Origin of the sequence: Rhizobium sp. NZLR1b, from assembly GCF_019685155.1 — a bacterium.
Classification (GTDB): domain Bacteria; phylum Pseudomonadota; class Alphaproteobacteria; order Rhizobiales; family Rhizobiaceae; genus Rhizobium.
The window spans coordinates 1-12,368 of sequence record NZ_JABDWC010000031.1 but is presented as its reverse complement, the minus strand read 5'-3'; the positions used below and the strand labels follow the sequence as shown (position 1 = coordinate 12,368).

Below are 12,368 nucleotides of genomic sequence, written 5' to 3'. Positions count from 1 at the left end.
CTTGCATTCCGGGCGTGCTAATCAGTGTATCCATCACGCCACCTCCTCGAACCGCTTCAGCTCAGCCGGCGCGCCCACCGTTTCCAGGTAGAACCGCGTCAGCAGGTTCTTTGCCGTCAGCTGGCGGTATTCTGCCGTGGCGCGCCAGTCGGTCAACGGTTGGTAGTCGGTGTCGAAGGCGGGGCGGGCGGCCTCGATGGTCGCCTCGGTCCAGGGTTTACCGATCAGCGCGGCCTCGACCGTGCTGGCGCGTTTCGGTGTTGCCGCCATGCCGCCGAAGGCGATGCGGATCTCGGTGATCATCTCGGCCTCGTCGAGCGTCAGCAAGAAGGCGCCGAGCACGGCGGTGATATCCTCGTCGCGGCGCTTGGTGATCTTGTAGGCAGCAAAATGGCTCGTATCGGCGGGATAGGGCACGAAGATGCTCTCGACGAATTCGCCCGGCTCGCGGTCCTGTTTGCCATAGCCGATGAAGAAATCCTCGAGCGGCATTCTGCGCTGGCCTTGCAGCGACCGCAGCGTCAGCGTCGCGCCGAGCGCGATCAGCGGCGGCGGGCTGTCACCGATCGGCGAGCCGTTGGCGATATTGCCGCCGATCGTCCCCATGTTGCGCACCTGCTCGCCGCCGATGCGGTCGATCAGCCGCCCAAGCGCCGGGATTTTCTTGGAAATCGCCGCGAAGGCCCTGCTGTAGCTAACGCCGGCGCCGATGGTGACGCCGTCCTCGCCTTCCGTGACCGACTGCAATTCGCTCAGATGATTGATGAAGACGACCGGGTTCAGCCGTCGCATCTGCTTCGTCACCCAGAGGCCGACATCGGTCGCGCCGGCGACGACGATCGCGTCGGGCTCCTGCGAGAGGACTTCGGCCAGCGCCTGGATGGAAGCAGGCACGATCAGCCGGTCTTCGCCACTGGTAATCCTGATGGTGCCGCTCGCCTGCATGGCCCAGAGCCGCGCGACGATTTCCGAACGTGTCCGCTCCAGCGGGTCGAAGAGCGCGCTCGGCCGCATCAGGCTCACCTGCTCGGCAGCCTTGACGATCGGCTCGTAGCCGGTGCAGCGACAGAGATTGCCTTGCAAGGCCTTTTCGATTTCCTGGCGGCCAGGCTTTTCCTTCGTCAACCACAGACCATAGAGCGACATGACAAAGCCCGGGGTGCAGAAGCCGCATTGCGAGCCGTGGCAGTCGACCAGCGCCTGCTGCACCGGGTGCAGTGCGCCGTCCCGGCCGGCCAGATGCTCGACGGTCACCACGTGTGTGGCATGCAGCGAACCTAAGAAACGGATGCAGGCATTGACCGATTCATAGGCGAGCTTGCCGTCCGCGAGCCGCCCGACGAGCACGGTGCAGGCGCCGCAATCGCCTTCGGCGCATCCTTCCTTGGTGCCCGTCAGCCGTTGCCTCACCCGCAGAAAATCGAGAAGCGTCTCGGTCGGCCCGACATCGGTGAGTGCGATGTCCTGGCCATTCAGGATGAAGCGGATGCTGTCGTTCATGATATTCCCGGTTGTTTTTTCCAAATGGTTAAGCCGCCGTCCAGCCACCGTCAATCGAGATGTGCGTTCCGGTCACTTGGCGGGCGGCGTCGCTGGCGAGGTAAAGCGACAGCGCACCGATTTCCTCGGCCTTGACGAATTCACGGGTCGGCTGCGCCTTGAGGATGACCTCGCTCTTCACCTGTTCCTCGGTCATGCCGCGGGCCTTGGCGGTATCCGGTATCTGCTTTTCGACGAGCGGCGTCAGCACGTAACCGGGGCAGATGGCGTTCACCGTCACGCCGAATTCGGCAAGCTCCAGTGCCGCGGTTTTGGTGAGGCCCAATATACCATGTTTTGCCGCGACATAGGCGGATTTGAAGGGAGAGGCGACCAGGCCGTGGGCCGAGGCGATGTTGATGATGCGGCCGTGTTTTTTCGCCTTCATGAGCGGGATGGCGGCGCGCATGGTGTGAAAGGAACTCGACAGGTTGATGGCGATGATCTGGTCCCATTTGTCGATCGGGAAATCCTCGATCTTCTCAACATGCTGAATGCCGGCATTGTTGACGAGGATATCGACGGTGCCGAAGGACTTCGCCGCCGTTTCAATCAGGTCGGCGATCTCGGCGGGCTTGGTCATGTCGGCCGGATGATAGAGCGCCCGGCCTTTAGACAATGATTCAAGCCGCTCGACGATCGCCTTGATTTCATCAGTCTTTCCGAAACCGTTGATGACGACGTTGTCGCCCGTGTCGGCGAATGCAGTGGCGATCGCAAGGCCGATGCCGCTGGTGGACCCGGTGACGACGACTGTTCTGCTCATGCTGTTCTCCCGTGAAAGGCGCGATGCTGCGTTGCAACGTTAGTGGCGAGGTTATGCCCAAAGCCGGCGGGCTGGCAATTCCGCTTTATTCGCTTTTCTCGCCCGCATCCGTGTCCTATTGATTTGTCACGATAATCATATGCCGGAGCATTTCCGTTTTTCTTCGAATCACGGAAATGCTCTATCTCTTTTTTCACGCAATTCCGGACGCAAAACCGCTGCACACTTTTGCTGGAATTGCTTTAGCGGGGGGATTTTCATGGGTGGATTTGTACTGGCGATCGATCAGGGAACGACATCGACGCGGGCGATCGTCTTCGATGGCGACATGCATGTCGCCGGCAAGGGCCAGAAGGAATTCACCCAGATCTATCCGCGCTCCGGCTGGGTCGAGCACGATCCTGAGGAAATCTGGGATTCGGTTGTCTCCACCGTCAATATGGCACTGCGCGATGCGGGGATTACCGCCAAGGATATTTCGGCGCTCGGCATTACCAACCAGCGCGAGACTGTCGTCGTCTGGGAGCGCGAGACTGGCCGGCCGATCCAGAATGCCATTGTCTGGCAGGACCGGCGCACGGCAAGCTATTGCGACAATCTGAAACGACAGGATCTGGAGCGGCTTTTCACGAAGAAGACCGGCCTGATCCTCGATCCCTATTTTTCCGGCACCAAGCTTTCCTGGATGCTCGCCAATGTGAAGGGCGCACGGGCCCGTGCTGCAAGGGGCGACCTCTGCTTCGGCACGATCGACACCTTCCTGATCTGGCGGCTGACTAATGGCAAGAGTTTCGTCACCGATGCCACCAACGCCTCGCGCACGCTGATGTTCAACATTGCTGAAAACGCGTGGGACGAGGATCTGCTCGATATTCTGAGGGTGCCCGCCGCCATGCTGCCGGAGGTCAAGGATTGTGCCGCCGATTTCGGCACGGTCGATCCCGCGATCTTCGGTGCTGCAATCCCTATCCTCGGTGTTGCCGGCGACCAGCAGGCGGCCACCATCGGCCAGGCGTGTTTTCAGCCGGGCATGCTGAAATCGACCTACGGCACCGGCTGTTTCGCGCTGCTTAACACCGGCGCCGATATGGTGCGCTCGAAAAACCGGCTGCTGACCACCATCGCCTATCGCCTGAACGGCCAGACGACCTATGCGCTTGAGGGGTCGATCTTCATCGCTGGCGCGGCGGTGCAATGGCTGCGTGACGGGCTTCGCATCATCGGCAGCGCCGCCGAGACCAACGGGCTTGCCGAACGAGCCGATCCGACCCAGGAGGTCTATCTCGTGCCCGCCTTCACCGGGCTTGGCGCGCCGCATTGGGATGCCAATGCGCGTGGCGCGATCTTCGGACTGACGCGCAACAGCGGTCCGGCGGAACTCTCGCGGGCAGCGCTCGAAGCGGTCTGTTACCAGACCCGCGACCTGCTCGATGCCATGCAGAAGGACTGGAAGAACGGCGGCGACGACACCGTGCTGCGCGTCGACGGCGGCATGGTCGCCTCCGACTGGACAATGCAGCGTCTTGCCGACCTGCTCGATGCCCCGGTCGACCGCCCGGTGATCCTGGAGACGACGGCGCTGGGTGCCGCGTGGCTTGCCGGCAGCCGGGCAGGGGTGTGGCCGGACAGAGACGGCTTTTCGGCGACGTGGAAGCGGGACCGGCGATTCGAACCCGCCATGGAGGAGAAGGTACGGGCGGCAAAGCTCAAGGGTTGGAAGAATGCGGTCAAGCGAACGCTGAGCGAAGGGTGAGGGCAATCAGCGCCGCAATATAGCTTCGTTCGCTCCGGCAAAATGCCCAGCTGCGGCATCGCCGTGCTATGCAAGATCACGAATTTCCCCCAATAATTTTGATGCGGCCTGTCGGCTAAGCGGTTACTCCTTCGTCATTCGGAAAGAGGAGTGACCCGATGCTTTATGCAATCCTTTGTTACGCCCATGAGGAAACCGTCTTTGCCTGGACCAAGGAGGAGGAGGCTGCCGTCATGGAGAAGCTCTATGCCGTGCAGGAGCCGCTTGCCGCAGCCGGCAAGCTCGGCCCCGTCGGCAGGTTGATGCCGACGACGGCGGCGACGACGGTGCGCAAGGGCAAGGACGAGGCTTTGGTCATCGACGGCCCATTTGCAGAAACGAAAGAGGCGCTTCTCGGCTTCTACGTGGTCGACTTCGAAACGCTCGATGAGGCGATCGCCTTCTCGAAACAGCTTTCGTCGGTCAATCCAGGTTCCACCTCTTACGAAATTCGGCCTTTCTACGTCTTCAGGCCGGGAGATGCTTCATCATGACCGATATTGCCTGGATCGACCTTGCACTTGCCTCGGCCCGCCCGAAAGCCCTTGGCGCCCTGCTGCGCTATTTCCGTACTCTCGATACTGCGGAAGAGGCGTTTCAAGAGGCATGCCTGAGGGCGATCCGGACATGGCCGGAGAAAGGGCCGCCGCGTGATCCCGCGGCCTGGCTCATCTTCGTCGGCCGAAACAGCGGGATCGATGCGGTGCGTAAGCGGACGAAGCTCCAGGCCTTGCCGGATGAGGACGTCATCTCCGATACCGAGGATGCCGAAAGCGACATCGCCGAGCGACTGGACGATTCCCACTATCGCGACGATATCCTGCGGCTGCTGTTCATCTGCTGCCATCCGGATCTGCCGGCGACCCAGCAGATCGCGCTGGCGCTGCGCATCGTCTCCGGGCTTTCGGTGCCGCAGATCGCCCGTGCCTTCCTGGTGTCGGAAAGCGCCATGGAGCAGCGCATCACCCGGGCCAAGGCACGGGTGGCGAAGGCCGGCGTGCCTTTCGAAACGCCAAGCCCTGGGGAAAGGGCCGAACGGCTGTCGATCGTCAGCACGATGATCTATCTCATCTTCAACGAGGGCTATAGCCAGGCCGACCCGAAGCATGAGGCTGCGGCCTTCAGCGACGAGGCGATCCGGTTGGCACGCCTGATGCTGTATATCTTCCCGTCCGAACCGGAGTTGATGGGGCTGCTTGCACTGATGCTTCTGCAGATCTCGCGCCGCCCGGCGCGCTTCAGCGCCGAGGACGAGATCGTGCTGCTCGAAGATCAGGACCGCGCGCGCTGGAACCAGCCCCTCATCAACGAGGCTTTGGCGCTGCTCGACAAGGCGCTGCGACACCGCCAACCCGGCCCCTATCAGCTACAGGCGGCCATCGCCGCGATCCATTCTCGGGCAAAACGTGCCGGGGATACCGACTGGGTGGAGATCGATCTGCTCTACCGCGCGCTGGAGCGTCTCCAGCCGTCTCCTGTCGTGACGCTCAATCGCGCTGTCGTGGTTTCCAAACTGCGCGGACCGCAGGATGCGCTCGATCTCATCGATCCGCTTGGCGAAAAACTCGGCGGCTATTTCTACTATCACGGCCTGCGCGGCGGGCTGCTGAAGCAGCTTGGCTTGACCTGCCAGGCGCGCGAAGCCTTCGACCGCGCCATTGCGCTTGCCCATTCGGCGGCTGAAGCGGCTCATATCCGCCGGCAGATCGACAAGATGCAGGAAGAGGCGACGCAGCCGACCGCAAAATAATCAGGAAAAATCGGCACGCTGTCGGAAAGGCAAACTTCGATACGTCCTTGCTACAACCTGGGAAGCAGGTTTCATTCAATTGGAGAGATGCCGAATGACCGCCAGCACGCAACATGAACTCGTCCTCGTTCGCGAATTCGACGCGCCGCGCGAGAAGATCTACAAGGCATGGACCGATCCCGACCTCATGAAACAGTGGTTCGTGCCGCGCCCCTGGGGTGTGGCGGAAGCGACGCTCGACGTCCGCCCCGGCGGGTCCAGTGTCATCGTCATGCAAGATCCCGAGGGCAATCAGTATCCGAACCGTGGCGTCTATCTCGAGATCGTCGAGAACGAGAAGATCGTCTTCACCGATGCCTATACCAGCGCCTGGGTGCCTGCCGAGAAACCTTTCTTCACCGGCGTCATCCTGCTCGAAGATCTCGGCAATGGGCGCACGAAATATACGGCGAAGGCGCTGCATTGGCGCGCCGAGGATAAGGAAACGCACGAGAAGATGGGCTTCCACGAGGGATGGGGCAAGGCTGCTGAGCAACTGGCGGAGCTGTTGGCGAAGATGTGAACGGCGCGGGCGTTGGCGCTACTCAAGCGCGGCATGAAGCAGCTTGGAAAATGATTCCGCCGTGGCTTCGAAGTCGTTGAATTCAGATTCGAATTTGTGGGTGGGTTCTGTCCCTTGATGTCTGCCGAAGCAGGGCAAAGACATCATGCCACTATCGAATTTTTCGAACATTCCGTTCCAGAGTTTGTATTTGCGCTCCGTCTCGGCGATCCTTATCTCCGGGCAGAATTCAACAGGATGCCGACAATGGAACTGGGCCTTTATACATTCGCCGACGTCAATCCCAACCCGTCCCGCAGCAAGGGCGCGGAAGGGGCCGAGCGGCTTAAGCATCTGATCGAGGAGGTCGAGCTTGCCGATCAGGTGGGGCTCGACGTCTTCGGACTCGGCGAACATCATCGGCCGGATTACGCGGCGTCGGCTCCCGCGGTCGTGCTGGCGGCGGCGGCCGTCAGGACGAGGAATATCCGGCTGACAAGTGCGGTCACCGTGCTTTCTTCCGATGATCCGGTGCGCGTCTTCCAGCAGTTTTCGACGCTCGATCTGATTTCCAACGGCCGGGCCGAGATCATGGCGGGGCGCGGCTCCTTCATCGAGTCCTTCCCGCTATTCGGCTACAACCTCGAGGACTACGACCAGCTTTTCGAAGAGAAGCTCGATCTGCTGCTGGCGTTGCGCGATAGCGAAGTGGTGGAGTGGAAGGGCGAGCTTCGCGCTGCGATTAACGGGCGCGGTGTCTATCCCAGGCCGTTGCAGGATCGGCTGCCGCTCTGGGTCGCGGTCGGTGGCACGCCGCAGTCGGTGGCGCGCGCCGGCGCGCTCGGCTTGCCGGTAGCGCTGGCGATCATCGGCGGCGAGCCGCGCCGTTTTGCGCCGCTCCTCGATCTCTATCGCGAGGCGGCGCGCCGGGCAGGGCAGGACCAGGCAAAGCTGAAGACCAGCATCAACGTTCATGGCTTCGTCGCCGATACGACGCAGGCTGCGGCCGACCAGTTTTACGGGCCGCAGGCCGAAGTGATGAACCGCATCGGGCGCGAGCGCGGCTGGGGGGCGACGAGCCGGGCGCAGTTCGACATGTCGCGCGGGCCGAGCGGGGCGCTCTTCGTCGGCGATGCCGAGGCGGTCGCGGAAAAGATCATCGCCCATCATGCACTCTTCAAAAACGACCGCTTCCTGCTGCAGATGGCGATCGGGCTGATGCCGCATGCGCAGATCATGCGCGGCATCGAGCTCTACGGGACGAAAGTCGCGCCGATCGTCAGAAAGGCGTTGACTGAAAGCGGCGAAGGGGCGAAAGCCACAGCTTGAGGCGGCCGTGGCCGTTCTGCGCAAGGCCGGAACAGACGAATGGTTATCGCAAACGACGACGAACTGGCGAAGCTCAAGGAGATCGGCCGCATCTGCGCCAACGCCATCCAGGTGATGGCGGCGACGATGGAGCCCGGCATGACGACGCTGGAACTCGACCGGATCGGCCGCAAGGTACTCGAGGATTCGGGCGCGCGCTCGGCGCCGGAGTTCTGCTACCAGTTTCCCGGCGCCACCTGCATCAGCATTAATGAGGAAATCGCCCATGGCATTCCCGGCCCACGCGTCATCCGCGCCGGCGACCTCATCAATATCGACGTTTCGGCCGAGAAGGACGGCTTCTTCGCCGATACCGGTGCCTCCTTCGCGATGCCGCCCGTCAAGCAAAAGATCGAGCGGCTCTGCCGCGACGGCAAGCGGGCGCTCTGGGCCGGCCTCAACCAGGTGAAATCGGGCGAGCCGCTCGCAAAGATCGGCACCGCCGTCGGCGCGTTCGCGCAGAAGAACCGCTACACCCTGGTCGCCAATCTGGCGAGCCATGGCGTCGGCCGCTCTCTGCACGAGGAGCCGGCCGAGCTCTCGACCTGGCCGGACCCTTCGGAAAAACGCATGATGACGGACGGCCTGGTCTTCACCGTCGAGCCCTTCCTGTCGCTCGGCGCGACATGGGCCGAAGGCGGCGACGATGCGTGGACGCTCTATGCCGATCCCAAGGCGCCGACCGTGCAATATGAACACACGGTGGTCGCGACGCGCAACGGACCGGTGGTTCTGACCTTGCCGGATGCGCGGGGGTAGGGCGTAGCTGGCATTGCGTTCTCGTCGCTTGACCGGAGAGCTTTCTTCCTTCGTGCGGCATCCTCCAACGGCCCTCATGCTGAGGTGTGCAGCCCACAGGGCGGAGCCTCGAAGCACGCCGCAACGCTGCTCCTTGCATTCATCGGACGGGCCGAGCCCCGCCCCGTCCTTCGAGGCCCCTGCGGGGCACCTCAGGATGAGGCTCTCTTAAGTGTCGGCGCGGTATCCTCGAACGCGCCGTACATCGGCACCAGCCTTTCATCCTCACCCCCGCGTTTCCGGCTTGCTGCCCTGCAGGATCTCGGTGGCGGCGCGTTCCAATATTCCCGCAATCCGTGCGGCCTCGGGTTTCGACCAGGGATAACGCATGCGCAGGGCCGAGCGCAGCAGCATGCGGGCGGCGCGGATGTCGCCGCCGTCCTGCATGAAATCGCCGTCATCGCCATCGTCGGCGCCGTGGCGGTCGGTTTCGAACACCCGCTTCACATAGGCCATCTTCTCGCCGATGCGCTCAAGCTTGGCGAGGGTGTGCAGGATCATATCGCGGTTTTCCTCGACGCGGCGGCGGCCGGCCTCGGTGATGCGATAGAGCTTCTTGGCGCCCTCGGCCTCGACCTCGGCAAGGCCGGTTTCCTCGAGATAGGTGAGGGCGGGATAGATGACGCCGGGGCTCGGCACGTAGAAGCCGCCGGAACGTTCCTCCAGCAGCTTTATCAATTCATAGCCGTGGCGCGGCTGCTCGGCGAGCAGCGCCAGGATGACCAGCTGCAGATCGCCGGCGGCGAATTTGCGGCCCATGCGGAACGCGTCGCCGAACATGCCGCCTTTAAAACCTCTCATGGCTTTTTCCTTTCATCGTTGGATGTATCGTTAGCTATGTCGTAAAACATATATCTTACGATAATTCCTTTCAAGGGAAGCCGATTTTTTTTTGAGGTTTCCGGAAATTGATCGATCGATCAGAATTACTGAATTGCGGCGCCGATGCCGCGGCGCGATAAGCGCTGCATGCTCGAGCGCGTCCGTCACTCCCCGCCGAACCTTGTTTCCACCGCCGCTGCCGGCGCCGTTGCGATGGCGGCGGCCATGGGCTTCGGGCGCTTTTCCTACACGCCGATCCTGCCCGGCATGATGAGCGGCGTGCCGCTTTCGGCGGCGGATGCCGGTTTTATCGCTTCGGCGAATTTCGTCGGTTATCTCGTCGGCGCCGTGCTTGCGGCCTATGGCTGGGCGGCGGGGCGGGAGCGGATAGTGGCGCTGCTGGCGCTGCTGGCGACCGCGATCCTGCTTGCAGCCATGGCCGCCACAAATTCCGTCGCGGTCTTTGCCGTCATCCGGTTCCTCGCCGGCCTCGCCAGCGCCTTCGCGATGGTCTTCACCTCGTCGATCGTACTCAGCCACGGGGCTGCCGCCGGCAACGACCATGTGCAGGCGGCGCATTTCGGCGGGCCGGGGGCAGGGATCGCACTTTCCTCGGTGATGGTGCTGCTGATCGGTCTCGGCTTTCACGACGGGCCGGACAGTTGGCGCGCCGACTGGATCGGCGGGGCGCTCTACTGCGCGGCAAGCCTCGTCGTCGTCTTCCTGCTCTTGCCGTCGGCGCCGGCGCAATTGGCGCGCACGGGTAAGGAGCCGGCCCTTGTCTGGAGCCGGCCGATGGTGCTGGTCACGCTGTCCTACGGCCTGTTCGGCTTCGGCTACGTCATCACCGCGACCTTCCTCGTCACCATCGCGCGCCTTTCGGCAACGGGACCCTTCGTCGAATTCCTCTGCTGGTTCATTGCCGGCTTGACCGCAGCGGTGGCGCTGTTTGCCTGGAAGCCGCTGGTCAAGCCGCTCGGGCTCGGCGGCGTCTATGTCGCAGCGCTTCTGGTCGAAGCCGCCGGCGTGCTCGCAACCGTGGCGCTGCCGCCCTCTGCCGCACCGCTGATCGGCGGGGCGCTGTTCGGAGCGACGTTCCTGGCGATCACCGCTTACGGCTTGCAGATCGGCCGCAAACTTTCCCCCGACAGCCCGCGGCGGATTCTCGCGATGATGACCGCCGCCTTCGGGGTCGGCCAGATCGTCGGGCCGGTCGTTGCCGGCTGGATCGCCGAACGCTCAGGCAGCTTCACCGTGCCGACGGTGATTGCCGCAATCGCCCTCATCGCCTGCGCGGGGCTGGTGATGCCGGTTATCAGGAAAATCGCTTAACCGGTTACATCTGCGTAACAATCGGCCGAACCCATTGCTGCTTCCTTCGAACTGCCTTAGTTTCCGGCAAAATCAGCATTTGTTGATGCTACCGAAATTCCAGTTCAGGAAAGCGCCCCCTAGTGTTTCTATCGTTTTTTCCAAAGCCAAAGGCTTTCTTCATATCGGTCATGATCTGGTGTCTGGCTGCCGTCCTGCTATGGTATTTTGGCGGCGAGCAGGCAGGGGCTTTGATCGGATTGCCTCCCCTTTCGCAAGGGCAGGAAGCGCCGATTGGCTTACCGGTGTTCTGGTCGGCGCCGTTTCTGTGGTTTTATATTTATTATGCCGCCGTCGTGGCTCCATTTGCGATATTTTGGTTCTGGTATAGCCCACATCGTTGGCAGTATTGGTCCATTTTGGGGACCGCGCTGATCATATTCGATACGTATTTTTCCGTGCAGGTCAGCGTGGCGGTGAACGCCTGGTATGGTCCCTTTTATGATTTGGTGCAGAAAGCGCTGACCAATGTGGGTTCTGTTCCGGCATCCGAGTTTTATGGAAGTATGGTAGTTTTTGCCGGTATCGCATTCGTGGCGATTACGGTTGGTGTGTTTAATGCGTTCTTCGTGAGCCATTGGGTCTTCCGTTGGAGAACAGCAATGAACGATTACTATATGGCGCACTGGCCGAAGCTCCGGCACGTGGAAGGTGCCTCTCAGCGCGTTCAGGACGACACGATGCGCTTCTCACAAACTATCGAGAGCCTTGGGGTGAGTTTCGTGGGTTCGATCATGACTTTGATCGCGTTCCTCCCCGTGCTTTTCCGTTTGGGTGCGAACATCACAGAACTGCCATTGATCGGCAACGTGCCACACGCGCTTGTCTGGGCTGCGATTTTCTGGTCGCTGTTCGGAACGATATTTCTGGCAATTGTCGGTATAAAACTTCCGGGACTACAGTTCCTGAATCAGCGAGTAGAGGCCAGCTATCGCAAAGAACTTGTTTACGGCGAGGATCATGCAGATCGTGCAGCGCCGCCGACTATTGCCGAGCTATTCGCCAACGTCCGGAGAAACTATTTTCGTATATATTTCCACTATATGTACTTTAATGTGGCGCGAATATTCTATTCCCAAGCCGATAATATCTTCAGTTTCGTAGTGCTTGTTCCATCGATCGTTGCAGGGAAGCTGACACTGGGATTGATGACGCAGATCACGAACGTTTTCGATCAGGTTCGCGGATCATTTCAGTACCTTGTCAGTTCTTGGACGACGATTATCGAGCTGCTTTCCATCTATAAGCGTCTTCGTGCCTTCGAAGCCGCTATCGATGACGAGCCGCTGCCCGCCATCGACCAGCACTATTTGGAGCGAGAAGCCGGTATCGTGCACGCCGACGGCTGATGTGTTGGGCTTGCCTGGATGGGGAAGGGTGGGCGGTGGCTGAGAATAGTCGGTGTACCGTGCAGCCCCCTCATCCGCCCTACGGGCACCTTCTCCCCGCTGGGGAGAAGGGGAGTCGAGGCGCCGTGGCTTGTCTCTTCTCCCCAGCGGGGAGAGCGACTGTCTTATTTGTCAAGCGTTTTGCCATGGTCGTCCGTCCCTGATGATGGCATTGAGGATGGTGAGCAGCTTGCGCATAGTTGCGACGGTTGCGACGATCTTGGGCTTGCCGG

Annotated in this window: 11 protein-coding genes and 1 pseudogene; 8 read left to right on the top strand and 4 right to left on the bottom strand. The window is 61.4% G+C overall.

Features of this window, described 5'->3' with window-relative positions:
• Window positions 1-33: 33 nt before the first annotated feature.
• Complete coding sequence (xdhA, locus tag HJB84_RS29730) at window positions 34-1,500, bottom strand: xanthine dehydrogenase small subunit (RefSeq protein ID WP_221117666.1); 1,467 nt, start codon at window positions 1,498-1,500, stop codon at window positions 34-36.
• A 28-nt stretch (window positions 1,501-1,528) separates the two neighbouring features.
• Window positions 1,529-2,305, bottom strand: a complete 777-nt coding sequence (locus tag HJB84_RS29725) for a 3-hydroxybutyrate dehydrogenase (protein WP_207581370.1) — start codon at window positions 2,303-2,305, stop codon at window positions 1,529-1,531.
• Window positions 2,306-2,564: 259 nt separating this feature from the next.
• Here HJB84_RS29725 and glpK point away from each other — a divergent pair, with 259 nt between their 5' ends.
• From glpK to map, 6 genes are all read left to right on the top strand, one after another.
• Window positions 2,565-4,058 (top strand): glycerol kinase GlpK, encoded by a 1,494-nt coding sequence (glpK, locus tag HJB84_RS29720; RefSeq protein ID WP_221117665.1) that lies wholly within the window; start codon window positions 2,565-2,567, stop codon window positions 4,056-4,058.
• Window positions 4,059-4,216: 158 nt separating this feature from the next.
• On the top strand, window positions 4,217-4,591 hold the full coding sequence (locus HJB84_RS29715; protein ID WP_207581368.1) for a YciI family protein: 375 nt from the start codon (window positions 4,217-4,219) through the stop codon (window positions 4,589-4,591).
• A complete protein-coding gene (locus HJB84_RS29710; protein ID WP_207581367.1) occupies window positions 4,588-5,847 on the top strand; it encodes an RNA polymerase sigma factor in 1,260 nt (419 codons plus the stop codon). The genes HJB84_RS29715 and HJB84_RS29710 overlap by 4 nt, the downstream gene beginning before the upstream one ends.
• 94 nt (window positions 5,848-5,941) lie before the next feature.
• Window positions 5,942-6,409, top strand: coding sequence for an SRPBCC family protein (locus HJB84_RS29705; RefSeq protein WP_221117664.1), 468 nt, complete (start codon window positions 5,942-5,944; stop codon window positions 6,407-6,409).
• Between the two features lie 246 nt (window positions 6,410-6,655).
• A complete protein-coding gene (locus tag HJB84_RS29700; RefSeq protein ID WP_221117663.1) occupies window positions 6,656-7,717 on the top strand; it encodes an LLM class flavin-dependent oxidoreductase in 1,062 nt (353 codons plus the stop codon).
• 39 nt (window positions 7,718-7,756) lie between these two features.
• The gene (gene map, locus HJB84_RS29695) at window positions 7,757-8,515 is read left to right on the top strand and encodes a type I methionyl aminopeptidase (protein ID WP_221117662.1); all 759 of its coding nucleotides are present in this window, start codon (window positions 7,757-7,759) and stop codon (window positions 8,513-8,515) included.
• Window positions 8,516-8,779: 264 nt separating this feature from the next.
• Here map and HJB84_RS29690 read toward each other — a convergent pair whose 3' ends face one another.
• Window positions 8,780-9,355 (bottom strand): PadR family transcriptional regulator, encoded by a 576-nt coding sequence (locus HJB84_RS29690; RefSeq protein ID WP_221117661.1) that lies wholly within the window; start codon window positions 9,353-9,355, stop codon window positions 8,780-8,782.
• 168 nt (window positions 9,356-9,523) lie between these two features.
• Here HJB84_RS29690 and HJB84_RS29685 point away from each other — a divergent pair, with 168 nt between their 5' ends.
• Both HJB84_RS29685 and sbmA read left to right on the top strand, forming a co-directional pair.
• A complete protein-coding gene (locus tag HJB84_RS29685; protein WP_221117660.1) occupies window positions 9,524-10,708 on the top strand; it encodes a YbfB/YjiJ family MFS transporter in 1,185 nt (394 codons plus the stop codon).
• Window positions 10,709-10,830: 122 nt separating this feature from the next.
• Entirely contained in the window at window positions 10,831-12,096 is a 1,266-nt protein-coding gene (gene sbmA / locus HJB84_RS29680; protein WP_221117659.1) for a peptide antibiotic transporter SbmA, read from the top strand.
• A 171-nt stretch (window positions 12,097-12,267) separates the two neighbouring features.
• Here sbmA and HJB84_RS29675 read toward each other — a convergent pair.
• Window positions 12,268-12,368: pseudogene (locus tag HJB84_RS29675) on the bottom strand (IS110 family transposase); the annotation flags it as partial.